The organism is Chryseobacterium sp. MEBOG06 (genome assembly GCF_021869765.1).
Classification (GTDB): Bacteria; Bacteroidota; Bacteroidia; order Flavobacteriales; family Weeksellaceae; genus Chryseobacterium.
The window spans coordinates 3896369-3912690 of sequence record NZ_CP084580.1; the positions used below are offsets into that span (position 1 = coordinate 3896369).

A 16322-nucleotide genomic window follows, 5' to 3' on the forward strand; every position below is an offset into this window, starting at 1 on the left:
TCAATTCTCAATTCCCCATTTTCAATTCTCAACTTTCAATTTTAAATTTTAAATTTTAAATTAACTTCGCCAAAATAAATTCCCGTTGTGCATCAGCGCTTTTATATCAGACATTCTGGAAACGGCTTCCGCTGAGCATGAAGCATCCGCCAGAACTATAGCCGCTTCATCACCTGCTTTCGGCCATTGCTGTACTCCTTTTTCATCCAGAGGAAGCGTGCTTTGTGTTGCAAACTGCAATGCTCTCGACAATGCAAATTCTGTCGCATAGCCATACAACTCTGCAATTAGATTTGCTTTCTGAAGCATACTTCCGGACCCGAAAGTACTCCAGTAATCCTGCACATTATCATTTCCTATTAATACGTTTACTCCATATTTTTTTAGCGTTGGAATTGGCATTATTGTTTTGTTGAAGGGTACAGAAGATGCTATTCCTACTTTTCCTGCAGCCAGTCTTTCCGCAATCTGCTCTGTTTCTTTTGAAGAAAGATGCGCCAGAGCAAAAGCATGGCTAACAAATGTTTTTCCCTGGAGTGCGGGATTCTCAATTGCCTTATCAATTAGATAATTGATGGTTTTCATCCCCGAATCTCCTACTTCATGAAGGTGGATATCAATTCCTTTATTGTGATCCAGGGCAAGCTGTACTGTGAAATCCATTACCTTCTCAATACTTCCGTCAATACTTAAAGGATCAAGTCCTCCAATAAAACTTACATTTTTAAGCTTTGCTGCTTCTTTCATTAACGGGGCAGTTTCTGTGTAATATACACCATGTTGCGGGAAGGCAACCAGTTCAGCCTTAAAGGAATCTTTTTTATTTTCAAGAGCCTGTTCAAGGTGTTCCAATGATTTCATTCCTGATGTAGTATCAATATTGAAATGAGTTCTTGCAAAATGAGTCCCGTAATGCTGCTGGAGGCTGATCAGCTGTTCCGCTCTCTCAACGGAAGTTTTCAACAGCTCAGGAATGATTTCCTGTTCATACGCAATCATATCTTTTACGGTTCTTCTTTTCGGAGAAAGTGCCTGCCATGGAAGTCCGTACCATGTTTTATCCAGATGGATATGCATATCCCTGAACGCGGGAAGCATGAGGTATCCCTGGGCATCTACAGCATTGGAAGCAGGATCGTTGGTCTTTACCGCTTTTATCTTTCCGTATTCAATCTCAATACTGAAAAGATCTGTTTTTGTTCCGGTTACCTCTTCATTTTCGTATTTAAAACCTGTTTCCAAACGGACGTTTTTCAGTGAATATGTTCCTTTTGCAGTTAATTGATAAGGGAATTGCATGATTTTAAAATTTTAATAACTACAAAATTACACCAGACGCTGTTCAAAACCGGTGTATCAATTATGTCTTATTTTGTATCAATTATTCTTTGAATTGTGAAGGAGTCATTCCGGTTTGTGCCTTAAAGAATTTTGAAAAACTGGCATGATCATAAAAACCGAGGTCGTACACAATGTCTTTCACTGACATTTCGGAAACTTTTAAGAGGCGTTTTGCTTCCAGCAGAATTCGGTCCTGAATAAGAGAAGAAGCTGAAGCATTAAGATTTTTCTTGCACACAATGTTCAGGTAATTGGCAGAGATATTAAGTTTATCAGCATAAAAAGAGACGGATCTTTCCGTTTTGAAATGTTCATCAATAAGGTGTAAAAACTTTGAAATGATTGGATTGGAATTATACACTTCAAAATCTTTGAAAGCACCTTCTACGGTTTTACTCACCAACAAACCAATCAGTTCACTTCTTTTTTTGATAAGTTCCCAAAAAACATTTTCGCCATTAAGCTCTTTTTGAATGGCCTGAAACTCATACAGAAAAGCATCAAAAACATCCCCGGAAAGATTGATAACCGGATGATTCTGATAATAAGAGGCAGAAAACCTTAAGGATGGCAGAAAAGTTTCAAACCAATCCCTGCTGATCATCAGCTGATACCCTATTGTTTCTTTTTCAATCACCCATTGATGCACCTGATCCGGAAAAACGAGATGAATCTGATGGTCTTTAACCGGATATTCGGTAAAATCTATGGTGTGTGAGCCTGCTCCATGCTCAAAAAGATTAATGATAAAGAAGTCATGTTTGTGTGGATCATCTATGGAACGTGCGCCATAGAGTTCATTGAACAGCAGATTGCAACCCCTCAGCTGATTTTCACTAAACTCCTGAATTCCTAAAATAGGAAAATGATCCGTATGATACCCCACTCTACCCGATTTTCTCCTAAAATTAATAAAATTTATGCAAGAACAAATATAAAATAGCCACAAAAGAAGCCAATGCTCCTTTTGTGGCTCAACACAACAACTAAATATATATCTAAGTCTACATAATATTACACTCTTTCAGAAATAGCTTTTTAAAACTAAAAACTATGTTCTATCACTTTAATATTCTGGCAATCTCTTTAAACCCTAATGATTCCGCATGCTGCAAAGGTGTTTTTCCTGAATGATCAGGAATATTGAGATCAGCTCCGTTATCTTTCAAAATATGTACAATTTCCTGATATTTTTGAGTTCCGTTTCCAAGGATTACAGCTTCCATTAAAGCAGTCCAGCCTAATCTATTCACATGATTAATTGGAAATCCCTTTGCTTCAGCCAAAACTTTTACTGTTTCTACATGACCACGTTCACATGCAGGAATCAGAGCTGTACCATTATAACGGTTAAAGACCTCAAAACGGGCACCATGATCAAGGAATAGTCTTACCAACTCGGTCTGCCCGCTTGCTCCTGCATATAAAAAAGGACTGTCAAGCTGATCATCCTGAAGGTTAACATCTGCTTTATAAGAAATGAGCATCTTTGCTATTTCGGTCTGCTTCCCTATAGTGGCAATAAGAAGTAAAGAACGTCCATTATTATCCTTGGTATTGACATCAGCACCTTTATCCAAAGCCGATTTTACAGCAGCTCTATTATTTTTATTTACCTGATTTATGATATCACTTTCCTGCATCATCTCTTGTTTTGGAAAATCTATGGGCTTCTCTTCACAGGCACTCAGACTTCCAAATGCCAAAAGAAATACGAATACTTTCATTGTCATTCGTTTTTTGAATTAAAAAACAACATTTCCCTGATGTACCAGCGACTTCACTTCTGAAATCCTTGACACCGCTTCCGCTGAACAGCTTGCATCTATCAGTACAAAATCTGCCTGGTCTCCGGATTTAGGCCATTGCCGGGTTCCTTTATCATCCAATGGAAGAATGTTTCCTGTAGCCAGTTTTAAGCTTCTTGACAATAGAAATTCTGTTGAATATCCATACAATTGTGCCATCAGGTTAGCTTTCTGAAGTACACTTCCTGTTCCGAAGGTGTTCCAATGATCTATAATACTGTCGTTACCTGTCAAAACAGTTACATTATGCTTGTACAATGTTGGAATCGGCATAATCATTCTTCCAAAAGGTATAGTAGAAACAATTCCAATCTTTGCATCCCCTAATTTTTCCGCTATTTCTTCCTGTTTGGCCCCTTCCAACTTAGCCAGTATAAAACAATGGCTCAAATAGGTTTTCCCTTGTAAGGAAGGATTTTCATTAACTTTTTTAATCAGATATTCTACTGTTTTCAAACCGGAATCAGCAGTTTCATGTAAGTGAATATCTATTCCTTTTTTGTTATCCAAAGCAAGCTGAACCGTGAAATCAACTACTTTTTCAATATTGCCATCAATGTTGAACGGATCTACCCCTCCAATGAAATCAATATCCATTTTCGCGGCCTCCTTCAGGTAAGGCGCTGAATCTGTATAAAACACACCATGCTGCGGAAATGCCACCAGCTCTGCTCCAAAGCCCTTCTTTTTATTTTCTAAAGCTTTCTGAAGATTCTTTAAAGACTGAAGTTTTGAAGTGGGTTCAATATTCACATGGCTTCTGGCATATGAAGTTCCTTTGGACTGCAATAATTCAATCATTTTTTCAGCTTTAAATGTTGATTTTTTCAACATTTCAGGTAGAATTTTCTTCTCCAGCTCAATCATTCCCTTTACTCCTCCGGTTCTTTTTCTGACGGCTTGCCATTGATCTCCATAGAAAGTTTTATCCAGATGGATATGCATATCTTTAAATGCAGGCAGCATCAGCAGCCCTTTTGCATCTATAGCTTTTGCATCAGGTTGGTTGGAAGCGATTTTTGTTATCTTTCCATTTTCAATTTCTACATAAAACAGATCGGTTTTGGTAGAAGAGACTTCTCCTTCTTCATATACAAAACCCGTTTCAAGACGGACATTTTTAAGGCTCTGTTTTCCTTTTACTGAGATGTTATTTTCATCAAAAAACGGGGATGCTGTCATGATGTTGGGGATTAAAGTAAGTCCCGCCATTGCCAATGCTGAATTTCTGATAAAATCTTTACGGGATATATTGTTGTCTGAAGCCTTCATTTCCAATCTATTTTATGACAAAATTAAAAAGTTCTGTCATGAACGAAGTGTATGGTTTATAACAACATCTGTATAATTTATTGATAAGTTATTTCATATCAATAAATTTATGCAGTATTCAATGCTCATTGGGAATTATAAAGAAGCGTGTTCATTATGTATGCGGATTATTTTTCAGATAAAAAAAACCGGATATAAAATCCGGTCTGTTTATATTACTTATTAGAATATTCAAATTTTCTTACAGCTTCCAGCGTCATATCAAGCTCTTTATCTTTGATTGCGTCACTGATAAAGTATGTTTCATAACCACTTGGTGGAAGATATACTCCATTCTGAAGCATTTGATGGAAGAAGTTATTAAATAATGAATGATTAGCTTCCTGCGCCTCATCAAAGTTGGAAACTCTGTTGATATCGAAGAATACAGACATCATAGAACCTTTTCTGTTAATTTTATGAGCAATTCCCTTTTCGTTCAGAATTTTTCCTATTTCAAAATCTAAGGTCTCAGTTGTCTTCTCTAATCTGTTGAAAAATTCAGGATCATTTTTAATCAGCTGAAGTGTTTTTAATCCCGCTCTCATTGCCAATGGATTTCCACTTAATGTTCCGGCCTGGTATACTCCTCCTTTTGGAGCAAGATGATCCATAATTTCATTTTTCCCTGCAAAAGCTCCTACCGGAAGTCCTCCTCCGATTACTTTTCCATAAGTAACGAGGTCTGCTTTCACATTAAAAAGTTCCTGTGCCCCACCAAAAGCCAATCTGAAACCGGTCATTACTTCATCAAAGATTAATAAAGCACCGTTTTCATCACAGATTTTTCTTAAGTTCTGAAGGAAATTATTTTCGGGTAATACACATCCCATATTTCCGGCAACCGGTTCAATAATAACGGCTGCTATTTCTCCCTGGTTATGACGGAACAGATCTTCAACCTGCTCAAAATCATTATAACGGGCCAATAAAGTATCTTTTGCCGTACCTGCAGTTACTCCCGGAGAATTTGGGTTTCCGAATGTAGCAGCACCACTTCCTGCTTTGATAAGGAATGAATCTGAATGTCCGTGATAACAGCCTTCAAATTTTACAATCTTATCTCTTCCAGTATATCCTCTTGCCAGTCTGATAGCACTCATACATGCTTCTGTTCCCGAAGAAACCATTCTGATCTGGTCAATATTCGGAACATTTTCAACAATGAATTTTGCAATTTCGGTTTCAAGTTCTGTAGGAGCCCCAAAAGAGAACCCTTTCTCTGCCTGGATTTTAAGCTCTTCAAGCACTTCAGGATGTGTATGTCCTAAAATTGCCGGACCCCATGAATTGATATAATCGATATAGGTATTATCGTCTGCATCGGTAAGGTAAGCACCTTTAGCAGATTTCATAAAAACAGGCACTCCTCCTACGGATTTGAATGCTCTTACCGGAGAGTTTACTCCTCCCGGAATGTATTTGTAGGCTTCATCAAATAAAGCCGAACTTCTTTGATACTTCATATAGTAGTTGATAGCTAATAGGTGATAGTCAGCAATCCAATGTCAACTACCAGACTATTAACAAAAATTAGTTTCTAGGTTTTTTGTCTATTAAATAAATCAATTGTCCTGCAGATGGCTGTTGTCCTTCATCCATTCTGTTTTTAGCATATAATTTATTTAATTTGATTCCGAATTTCTGTGCGATATCGTGCATATCTTCTCCAGATTCTGCTTTGTATGTGGCTGTATTTCCTGTAGAGTTTTTGGATTCAAGGAAAACAATATCATTCTTCTTCAAAGTTTCACCTTCAAGCTCGTTCCATTTCATCAATCTGCTTTCGCTGACTTTGAATTTGTTGGCAATGAACTTTACGTCAGTATCTTCAGGGATTACAATATATTTAAGACCGTCATTAGGATGACTTTTAATAAGAATTGAGTTAAGAATTTCAGCTTTCGTTTTGATTCTCTCTACTCTTTTCTGCTGCTGTGCGTAAGAAGTCTGTTTGTAAGGAACTTCTACGGTAACCGGCTCTTTGGCTTTTCTTCCTGCTTTTGCAGGTTCCAGCTGTGCCATGAAAGTTCTGTCGTCTTTCAGGTCCGGATACATTTTAAGAACGGCATACAATACTTCGTTAGAACTGGTATTGTCGTACTCATATAATTTATATTTTTCAATTTTAGTGATCAGGATGGCAGCATAGCGGGGATTGGTTGCATAACCTGCCTTTTTTAAGCCATATGCCCACGCTCTGTAGTCTTTCATATCCAGTTTGAAAAGATTTGCGTAATATTTTCTGGTAGATAAGAATATGGAATGGTCTTCATAAGACTGCCTTGGGTCTTCATATACACGGAAGCATTCATTGGGAGCGTCGTCAGTATGTTTCATCGTTTTACCGGCCCAGTCTTCTTTACATTTTATGCCGAAATGGTTTTTACCTTCCAACGCTAATCTGCTTTGCCCGCCTCCGGTTTCCAGAAGTCCCTGTGCTAGTGTAATAGAAGCTGGAATTTTATATTTTTCCATTTCTTCTACTGCATATTTAGCAAACTTCTGAATGTACTGATCTTCGGTTGCCCAGCTCTGGGCTGAAAATTTTGATAAAACTAAAAGGCTTATGGATAGAAAAAGTCTTTTCATGTTTTTCAATTTTACTTATATAATTAAATTTCTATTCTGTTTTTCTAAAAGCAGATTAGCGCCTTCAATTCCCTGTAGTCCTCCAGTATGAAAGCATAAAATCCTGCTGTTTTCAGGAAAAAAATCTTCTTCAATGAGTTCAAAAATCTTCTGCATCATTTTTCCTGTATATATCGGTTCTAAAGGAATACCATATTTCTCTTTGAAATCATTGATAAAACGGATATTCTCATCATTTATCCTGCCATAACCTCCGAATCCTGAATCTATTAGATTAAAATTCTCTTTCAAAGTTAATTCAGATATTTTATTTTCCAGTGAAGCATCATTAACTACTTTAAATCCTACAACTTTCTGATTGTCTTCACAGAATTTTGAAATTCCGGCAACGGTTCCTCCGGTTCCGACTGCCGTGCAAAGATAGTCAAAATCTTTTGTTTGCTCATTGAGCATCATTTTCACCCCTGCCACAGCATCTTCATTGGTACCTCCTTCAGGAACCACTAATGCCTCCGGAAACTCTTGCTGAAGGAATTCTGTGAGTTTTTCTTTATGACGATATTCTTCACGGCTGACAAATTTCAGGTTCATTCCGTTTCTTTTGGCAAAAAGTAAAGTAGGATTATCTCGCCACTTATGTTCCAGCTCTTCTCCTCTTATGATCCCCAGGGTAGGAATGCCTGCGAGATTTCCTACTGCAGAAAGGGCCGCAATATGGTTGGAAAATGCTCCGCCAAAAGTGATAATATAAGGTTTATCAGGATCTCCTGCCAGATAGTTATTAATATTATAAAAAAGTTTCCAGTATTTGTTCCCCGAAATTTGAGGGTGGACCAGATCTTCCCTTTTAATGAAGAGCTTTATATTTTTATGGATTGGAATTTCCTGAATAGGAATAGGTTCTGTAGGAAGTTTTAATAGCATTTCAGTTTTGACTATTCAAGATTTATTTTGCAAAAGTAGGAAAAGATTTAGTGTTGTGGAGGTTTTATGTTTTTATAGAGTATGGGTTCTTTTTTTGACCAAAGATGACACGGATTTTCACAGATGATTGGACTTGAGATGAGAGGGGCTTGGGTTTGAGTAAATTATATGTGTTTTGATTTATTTGGTGAGAGGGATGAACCCGCCGATCTTATTGTATATATGGAATATTGGAATTCATGAGCCTACATACAGATCCCGAAATGGGACATTCAACATTTATGATTCTATAAATATTTTCTGAAGTTCCAGAATTTTCTTTTTTTGAGATAGTTTAGGTTATTTTCATTGGCGTAGGCTTCTCTTTCAAATGAGATTCTTCTGTAAGCCTGATAGCCGTCTTTGAGTTTGAAAAACCAGTAATAATACTCAATGACATAAAAAATGTAGAAAAAAATAATGAGCATTTCCAGCTGCTGGCGTAGATGGATTTTTTCGTGATTGATAAGTACATTATTTTCCTTATCTTCGGGTTTCCTTATGAAGATAAAGGGAAAAAGAGCTATGCCGTTAATTTTTAATTTTTTTAATGGCTTTTGGCACACAATTATCATATAACAAATATAAAAAGTTTTTTGACTTGCATTTAACTTATGGCCCATTATGATATCAAAGAAGGTGAAGACTTTTACTATAACGAACAGGGATACAAAGTTTTTACAGAAAAGTTCCATCTGAAAAGAGGTCATTGCTGTAAAAGCGGCTGCAGACACTGTCCTTACGGGTACGACAAAAAGACTGATACATTCATTAAAAGTGATAAAAAAAATAAATAAAATAAAATGAGAAAATACATTTTTATTTTGTTGGCATCAGCTACATTAGGTTTAACTTCCTGTAGCCCTTTTCAGATACGCTCAGATTATGCTGAAACCGCCAATTTCAATTCTTACAAAACATATAAAATAAGAATTGACGATTTGAAACTGAATGATATTGATAAAGACAGAGTTCTTAATGAACTGTCGAGACAGCTTCAAAGCAAAGGACTTCAGTCCGGAGAGAATCCTGATCTTATTATCAACGTAAAAGCGAATCATAAAAAAATCACTGACATCAATACGACTTCTCCTTACGGTATGTGGGGATGGGGCGGCCCATTCGGATGGGGGGTTGGTATGAACAGAACATGGACCAGCAATTACAATGAAGGAGCACTAATCGTAGACCTGATTGATGCAAAAACCAATAAATTGGTTTGGCAGGGTATAGGAAGCGGAATTTCTGTAGATTCTCCAAAATCTAAACAGAGACAGATTCCTGAAATCATGGCTGAGATTATGAAAAATTATCCGCCACAACTGAAAAAATAAAATTTAAATCATCCATTATATAGCCGGTACATCTCTTGTGCCGGCTTTTTTATTTGTTTAAACGGTCTAAAGCACACCCTATTCATATTTTACAACTCAACTTTTTCTTTTTGCCAATTCATGACCCGCTCTACTAAGATTAAAATGTATTTTAAAGGTGAAATATTGATCACTTATTTAGTATTGCCTGTCAATTTTTGAATGTTGTACATTCAAAATTAATAATAATGTAATTTTTGATTGATAAAAATGTAGTATTCTTGCTAAAACTTGTATTGATATGAAAAAAATCATCTTATTCTCTGTATTTGCGGGACTTGCCCAAGCTCAGGCTCCTGCAGGATATTATAATTCAGCCAACGGACTGAGTGGCGCAGCACTGAAAACAGCATTAAGCAGCATTGTCACCAGCGGACATCAGGACAAAGGGTACAATGGGTTGTGGACGGCCTACAAAACCACAGATATTGATAAGGATTACGAAAATGACGGGTCTATTCTTGACATTTATTCCGAAAAACCTGTAGGTGCTGATCCTTATAAATATACGCCCGGAACAAACCAGTGCGGGACTTATTCTACAGAAGGAAACTGTTATAACAGGGAACATATTATTCCTCAGAGCCTGTTTAATGAAGCTTCCCCAATGGTAGCTGATATTCACTTCATCAGAGCTACTGACGGGAAGGTAAACGGAATGAGAAGTAATTATCCTTTCGGAAAGGTAGGAAGTGCTACTTTTACTTCTAAAAACGGATCAAAACTTGGTAGTTCTGCTTCTTCGGGATATGCCGGAACCGTTTTTGAACCTATCGATGAGTTTAAAGGGGATGTAGCCCGTATGATCTTCTATTTTGTCACCCGTTATCAAAGTAAGCTTTCTTCTTTTACATCGGGAAATATGCTGGGAAGTTCTACGTTTCCCGGATTACAGACCTGGGAACTGAATGTTCTTCTGGCGTGGCATAATCAGGATCCTGTTTCTCAGGCAGAAATCAAAAGGAATAATGCGTCTTACAGTTATCAGGGTAACAGAAATCCTTTTATTGATAATCCCAATTATGTCAATCTTATCTGGGGCTCTTCCAATACAAACGGAACAAATACGAACCCTACTACTCCTTCAACGAACTGTGGAAGCGAAAGTTTTGAAACTATTCCGGCTGCCAGCGCTTCTTATTCCACTACTACCTGGAGTAACAACGGTATTTCATGGACTGCCACAGATTCGAGAACTGACCAGACAATCAATAATAAAGCGATTACGGTAAGAAGCGGCTCGTTAACTTCCGGTAATTCCGGAAATGGTATTGGTTCTTTAACGGTAACCACTCAGCTTAAGTTTACGGGAACTAACGGAACTTTTGATGTAAAGGTCAACGGAACTAAAGTGGGGACTGTTCCTTATAGTGCAACAGCGGCAACCACAACCATCAGTAATATCAATGTTTCAGGAAATGTATCGGTAAGCCTTGTGAATACTTCAACAAGCAACAGGGTCGCGATTGATGACCTTACCTGGACCTGCTATTCCGGATCTGCTTCAAGACAAATTCAAAGTATTGCAACTGATACTTCTGTACAAGGCTTTACCATTTCTCCTAACCCGGTTACCAATCAGGAGATTTTTGTAAACGGCGACCTTCAGCATGTTAAAAAGGCAGAAATCTATAGTCTTCAGGGTAAGGTTTTGCAGAGCATTGACCAGCCTTTCAAAAATGGCAATTCAATCAGGACGAGAAATCTTGGCCAGGGAGTTTATATTCTAAAACTGGATCAGTCTACCATGCAGTTTTTAGTAAAATAATCTTAAGATTTAAGGATATAAAAAAGGTTGGTCTCTGTTTTTGAGGCCAACCTTTTGTTATTTATTAATTCTCCTAATGATTATAACAGTATCGATTTTTTGATATGTTTTTTGACATAAAATTTACTGTAAACCTTTTGCTTATTCTTCATTATCATTTTAGAAAAATTTTATCTGCGTCTGGATATCCGGAGCTTTCCAAAAATTCTTTCCACTCTTTGTCTTTGAAAACAAACAGATTGCAACGGAGTTCATCGGATTTATTTTCCATTTCCGTTTCATAGTAGTAATAAGTAAGATTTTTACTTTTCCAAATGGCAACTTCCTGACGGAATTTATTGGGAGTACCGGTAATTTCATTGCCAGTAATTTTTGATTCAAAATTATTATGTATGGTATCAAAAACCGGAGTGTGAAGGGTTTTGTTTAAATTTTCAAAAAGTGCTTTCTGTTCTTTTTCTGTGTAAATATCGAGCTGATACATTCCCAGTTTGTCATTTTTTTCGTTGGCAACAGGCCCGATTTTCGGATCTACATTTCCGTAATGGAAAACTACTTTATTGGTGTTTTTACTGTTTTTACCGTCTAAACTTATTCCGTTAAAATGCAGTAAATTTTCTGATGAAAAAGCAAGTCTGTCATTCCCAATCAAGGTCATTTCATCAGCCTTTACCGTATCACTGGCGGCCATTGCCCCTGCGGATTTTAAGATGGTATTGATGTTTTCACCCATGGGAAGAGCCGAAAGATTAAATGGTTCTGTCTGAATGCTGTTCTGAACTTCACTATGGTGTTCACATCCTTTCTTTTTATGCCCACTGCATGACATCACCGCTATACAGAGGAGTGGGATTATGAAGTATTTCAATGTTTTTGTACTCTTGTTCATGTATGGTTATTAAAAATCAGGTTATATTGTTTAATACTGACTTTTCCCGGCAATATAAAGTTTCCGGATACCTTTTAAGGTAAGATGTTTCAAATTCTTTTATGTTAAATGAACTGTGATAAAAAAGCTTATTTTTTCGATCATATGGTTTATTTCCACAATAGATACTGATTACGATCCAACTTTTTTTTAATATTTTTTCCTTGAATTACTGATTTTGTTTTTCTCTCATTATTTTAGACCAATCGGTAAACATTTTGGTAATGGTATTGGCATTTATCAGGCTGAAGAAGAACATTCCCATGAATACGGTAAGCCAGCAATATGCCAGTTTCACTCCATTTTTATCGGTAATGAAAAAGAGTATAAATATCGTGATTGCTCCTGCTATAAATGTAAAAAGCAATGTATACAACAGTGCATGAATGATATACATATTCAGTTTAAGTTTTCTTAAAACCCACCCAATCACCGCAATTGGAATACACAACAGGATCGGGAGAAACATGGCGCCAAATATGGCTACCTCCGGGTAATCAGCTAATTGGTCTTCCAATCCGAAAAAGCTATTAAAACTGAACCCCGTCATAATGTTTCTCTGAGTTTGTAATTTCCAGTAACGTTTTGTCTTTGTATCCTAACATTTTTGCTAATATAACGTTAGGAAATTCATGCGTTCCAATATTATAAAGATTTACGCTGTCGTTAAAAAATTCTCTTCTGTCTGCAATTTTATCTTCCAGTTCAGAAATCCTTTTCTGCAGTTCAACGAAATTATTATTAGACTTCAGCTCGGGATAGTTTTCAGAAACGGCAAAGAATGAAGAGAGTGCTTTTGAAGTTTCATTGGCTAATTCTGTTCTTTTATCTGCATCCGTACTGTTGTTATAAAAAGTTCTGAGTTCTGTAAGGCGGGTAAGCAGCTTTTCTTCGTAGTTCATAAAATGTTTGGCTACAGTAACCAAATTGGGAATTTCATCTGCGCGTTGCTTCAGCACAACATCAATATTGCCATAGGCTTTATCAACATTAAATTTAAGCATAACCAGCTTGTTATAAAGGTTGATGAAAAAGCTGATGATGGCTATACCAAGCAGAATAAGTAATATGATTGCAACCGTCTGATTCATTATTGTGTAAGTATATAAATAATTATTAAAAGGATAATGGAACAGGTAAACATAAATGACCTCAGCAATGGCTGATATTTATTCCAAACTGTGATTCCTGATGATGAAGTAATTCCGAAGACTTTATGATACTCGTCTTTTCTGATGAAAGGAACTCCATTTTTAGAATCTGCATAGCCAACCAGCAGCATCTTCTGACCCTCTTTTAAAAGGGTTTCTGTGTATCTTTTACCACTGTGGCTGCTGCTATTGGTTTCTTCTAACAAAACCAGCTCTATTCCATCGGGCTCTACTTCGATCGTTCCGGTATCATCTGTAACCTGAAAGATATTGCATTGTGTTTCCTTATGAATGGTTCTATAACTTTCTTTACCGTCAGAATCTCTATCGATATCCTCGATGGTGTAATAGTATCCGATACAGGTTTCATTTTTTACTGGTGAGAATAAAGGATTCTTCATAATCAATTTCCCTTCAATTTCTGCCAGACCTTTTGCCACTGAATGTATCTTCGAGGTAGGAAGTGACGACTGGAGGCGTAAAAACCGTTTGGCAGCCGTGGGTCTCATCAGAGTAATAAAGATCAGTACAACAATCACCAGAGGTATAATAATGATGGCTTTTTTTGCATAAGCATCATAATTATTGGCTATTTCAAAAGCATATTCATGCAGCGGCATCTTATCTTTAAAAATAATCCACAGAATAAAATAAATAAAGCACGTGGCTATTATTCCTAAAATGATATATGCGATGTACGGTCTTCCCTTTTTTACTCCCATCTATTTTGTTCGTAACCTGAATAAAAATATCTGAATGCTATTCCAGTATTTCTTTTTTTTAAATGACTTTAAATTCTTCTTTTCCCTGTGGTATATGAAACATCAGATCTTCACTGGTTCATTTTTCATCCCATAAAAATTTGGGTGGCCTGCTTTATTATTGGTTTAGTTCATATATTTATACCAGGGAGAAGCCGGAGGTGTCGGATATTTTAATCCAAAAACAGCATTATTACGATAGGCATCTTTCGTCACGGAAATGTATTTATTTCTTATTTTACCATCATCTTCAACAGAGATACTGAGTATAGAATAATTTTTTCCATCATCCCAGAAGAAAGAAGTTGGATAGGTAAAAGAGTTTTTTTCATTTTGATTCCATGAAACTTTTTCCGGAGAAAGTTTTTTCAGCTTTTCAAAAATGGGTTTTACAAGTTGGGCATCCACAGTTGCTTTATCGGTAATAGAAGCTGTAGGCTTTCCATGTTTTTTTACAATTTTTTCGGCAAATTCCAGAGAGTATTTTTCGGCAGCATTGGTATCAACAGCTCCCACTTTTCCTTTGTATACGGTAATTCTTGTGCCCATTGTATTGTCTAATGGTATATTTGCATAGGATACTCCTTTGTTTTCATCAGCGTAATACTGAATGATATCTGCTTTTGCTGCATCTTTCATAAATACATCTTTGTTTTCAAAATCATACTTTTTCGCATCATCACCTAATGAAACTGATGACAGGTCAAATGATTTATTTCCACAACAGATATTGATCAATACTACAAAAATCAATATCAGAACTCTTGCTTTTTTCATAATGCTTTATATTTTGATGATTACTATAATCCGTTAATTTTGGTTATTAGCCGTTTTTTAAAATATTTTTCATGATTTCAAATATATGAATACTATACAGGAAATATTAATGAAAATAAGCAATAATGCCAGCTTGAAAGACCAGTTTATTCTTTTTTTCATAGGATATGATGTGGTATAGGTAGAAATCAGGGATGCAAAAAATGCAGCAAATCCTGTAAAAATGCAACCTGCTGCAAACATTATCCAATCCAGTTGGATAGCATTTGTATTTTCTGCTCCTGCTTTATCTGTTATCTTTAGTTTCTGTCCCAGAGATGGTGGATTGTCACTGGTAATATCTATGGTTTTTATTACTTTTTCACCATTGCCATCTGTATATTCTACTTTAGGAAAAAAAATTGCTTTGTCTCTATAGGTAGAATTTGAAAAGTTTTTAAACTTTGTTATTTCTTTTTTATATCCCACCACTGTCGCTTCATATTGTGGTTCATCAAAAGTTCTATATGCCTTTTCCCAGAAAAAGGTATATGATAGTACGAAAGCCATTGCATTCACGGAAATCATTATAGTTGAAATGATAAAAAGAAGGAAGGCTTTCTCCAGAAGGCCTCCTTTTTTTCCCGAATGATCTCTGTTACTGGCAAATTTCAAAAAGATTTTATATCCTTTGTACAGAGAAAATATGACAATAATTGCCACAAAATATCCTAAAAAAGTCATTTTTAAATGATTAAATAATACTGAATCCTTTTTCTTTTGTTCTCATATGAAGTTTGACTTCTAATTCTATATTGCTTTGTTTTTCTATATCCGGACTTTTGAATTGCAATGGTTGTGAGCCATCTTTTCTCATCAGTCTTACTAATTTTCCATATCCGATTATTTCAAGTTTCAGATCAGTTTCATTAAGTTCTTCGACTTCTAAGTTCTGAGAAAATAATTGCCCCGCGCTCTCCAAAAAGCTTTTTTTTCTTTCTTCTGTGTAATACAAAGCCTGTTCCTGCAATTTCATTTTGTCTTGTGACATTTCCAGATATTTCCCTGCGTTATGGCTTTGCAATACAGTTCTGATCTGTTTATAATATTGTAGGACATCTCTGAAAAGGTCTTCTTTTTTGATGTCTTTCAAGTCTACTGAATTTTGCCATCCGTCCAGTACAAAAGGAAGTTCAATTTCTATTTCACTTGTGATTTCAAAATGAGGATATTTTACATTTTCACTCAGTCCATCCCATGGTGATTCTATTTTCGGATGAAAAGCATACCGTGAGGCTTTCCAGTTATCAAGTTCTGCACAGAAAAAATCTATAGACATTGTATCATCTTCATCCAAAATATTTTTTCCTGAACGGGGATACATTCTCCCGGTCACTTTATACTTCCCGCTCTGAAGCAATGCCTGATTGATCATTGTATCACCTCCGAAGCCTCCTTCTTTTGTCTCATCTCCGTACCAGTCTGTCACAGGAACATCGTTTACATATATGGTTCCAGAACAGTACATTCTCGGATATACAGAATATAGTGGTTTTTTAAAATTATGCAT

18 protein-coding genes are annotated in these 16322 nt (G+C 36.3%); 3 read left to right on the forward strand and 15 right to left on the reverse strand.

Going from position 1 to position 16322, the window contains the following annotated elements; translation table 11 throughout:
- Positions 1-60 precede the first annotated feature (60 nt).
- From LF887_RS17790 to LF887_RS17825, 8 genes are all read right to left on the reverse strand, one after another.
- A complete protein-coding gene (locus LF887_RS17790; RefSeq protein WP_236855593.1) occupies positions 61-1299 on the reverse strand; it encodes an amidohydrolase in 1239 nt (412 codons plus the stop codon).
- Positions 1300-1381: 82 nt separating this feature from the next.
- On the reverse strand, positions 1382-2227 hold the full coding sequence (locus LF887_RS17795; protein WP_236855594.1) for an AraC family transcriptional regulator: 846 nt from the start codon (positions 2225-2227) through the stop codon (positions 1382-1384).
- Between the two features lie 175 nt (positions 2228-2402).
- Positions 2403-3068, reverse strand: coding sequence for an ankyrin repeat domain-containing protein (locus LF887_RS17800; protein ID WP_236855595.1), 666 nt, complete (start codon positions 3066-3068; stop codon positions 2403-2405).
- An 18-nt stretch (positions 3069-3086) separates the two neighbouring features.
- Positions 3087-4421, reverse strand: coding sequence for an amidohydrolase (locus LF887_RS17805; RefSeq protein WP_236855596.1), 1335 nt, complete (start codon positions 4419-4421; stop codon positions 3087-3089).
- Between the two features lie 215 nt (positions 4422-4636).
- Complete coding sequence (gene hemL, locus LF887_RS17810) at positions 4637-5926, reverse strand: glutamate-1-semialdehyde 2,1-aminomutase (protein ID WP_236855597.1); 1290 nt, start codon at positions 5924-5926, stop codon at positions 4637-4639.
- A 67-nt stretch (positions 5927-5993) separates the two neighbouring features.
- Complete coding sequence (locus LF887_RS17815) at positions 5994-7052, reverse strand: glucosaminidase domain-containing protein (protein WP_236855598.1); 1059 nt, start codon at positions 7050-7052, stop codon at positions 5994-5996.
- 15 nt (positions 7053-7067) lie between these two features.
- Positions 7068-7976 (reverse strand): 1-aminocyclopropane-1-carboxylate deaminase/D-cysteine desulfhydrase, encoded by a 909-nt coding sequence (locus LF887_RS17820; RefSeq protein ID WP_236855599.1) that lies wholly within the window; start codon positions 7974-7976, stop codon positions 7068-7070.
- Between the two features lie 287 nt (positions 7977-8263).
- Positions 8264-8590, reverse strand: a complete 327-nt coding sequence (locus tag LF887_RS17825; RefSeq protein WP_236855600.1) for a hypothetical protein — start codon at positions 8588-8590, stop codon at positions 8264-8266.
- A gap of 39 nt (positions 8591-8629) precedes the next feature.
- Between LF887_RS17825 and LF887_RS17830 the strand changes: the two genes are divergently transcribed.
- From LF887_RS17830 to LF887_RS17840, 3 genes are all read left to right on the forward strand, one after another.
- On the forward strand, positions 8630-8812 hold the full coding sequence (locus tag LF887_RS17830) for a DUF5522 domain-containing protein (RefSeq protein ID WP_047420972.1): 183 nt from the start codon (positions 8630-8632) through the stop codon (positions 8810-8812).
- 6 nt (positions 8813-8818) lie between these two features.
- Complete coding sequence (locus LF887_RS17835) at positions 8819-9349, forward strand: DUF4136 domain-containing protein (protein WP_236855601.1); 531 nt, start codon at positions 8819-8821, stop codon at positions 9347-9349.
- Positions 9350-9629: 280 nt separating this feature from the next.
- Complete coding sequence (locus LF887_RS17840) at positions 9630-11156, forward strand: endonuclease (protein WP_236855602.1); 1527 nt, start codon at positions 9630-9632, stop codon at positions 11154-11156.
- A gap of 154 nt (positions 11157-11310) precedes the next feature.
- Here LF887_RS17840 and LF887_RS17845 read toward each other — a convergent pair whose 3' ends face one another.
- The 7 genes from LF887_RS17845 to LF887_RS17875 form a co-directional block, all read right to left on the reverse strand.
- Positions 11311-12045 (reverse strand): hypothetical protein, encoded by a 735-nt coding sequence (locus LF887_RS17845; protein ID WP_236855603.1) that lies wholly within the window; start codon positions 12043-12045, stop codon positions 11311-11313.
- Between the two features lie 208 nt (positions 12046-12253).
- A complete protein-coding gene (locus tag LF887_RS17850) occupies positions 12254-12601 on the reverse strand; it encodes a hypothetical protein (protein WP_236855604.1) in 348 nt (115 codons plus the stop codon).
- A gap of 13 nt (positions 12602-12614) precedes the next feature.
- Positions 12615-13175, reverse strand: a complete 561-nt coding sequence (locus LF887_RS17855; protein WP_236855605.1) for a LemA family protein — start codon at positions 13173-13175, stop codon at positions 12615-12617.
- On the reverse strand, positions 13175-13957 hold the full coding sequence (locus LF887_RS17860; protein ID WP_236855606.1) for an E3 ubiquitin ligase family protein: 783 nt from the start codon (positions 13955-13957) through the stop codon (positions 13175-13177). Before LF887_RS17860 ends, LF887_RS17855 begins: the two co-directional genes overlap by 1 nt.
- Positions 13958-14122: 165 nt before the next feature.
- The gene (locus LF887_RS17865) at positions 14123-14773 is read right to left on the reverse strand and encodes a hypothetical protein (RefSeq protein WP_236855607.1); all 651 of its coding nucleotides are present in this window, start codon (positions 14771-14773) and stop codon (positions 14123-14125) included.
- A gap of 69 nt (positions 14774-14842) precedes the next feature.
- Positions 14843-15496 carry a hypothetical protein gene (locus LF887_RS17870; RefSeq protein WP_236855608.1) on the reverse strand — a complete coding sequence of 218 codons (654 nt, stop codon included), beginning with the start codon at positions 15494-15496 and terminating at the stop codon, positions 14843-14845.
- A 10-nt stretch (positions 15497-15506) separates the two neighbouring features.
- Positions 15507-16322 carry a hypothetical protein gene (locus tag LF887_RS17875; protein WP_236855609.1) on the reverse strand — a complete coding sequence of 272 codons (816 nt, stop codon included), beginning with the start codon at positions 16320-16322 and terminating at the stop codon, positions 15507-15509.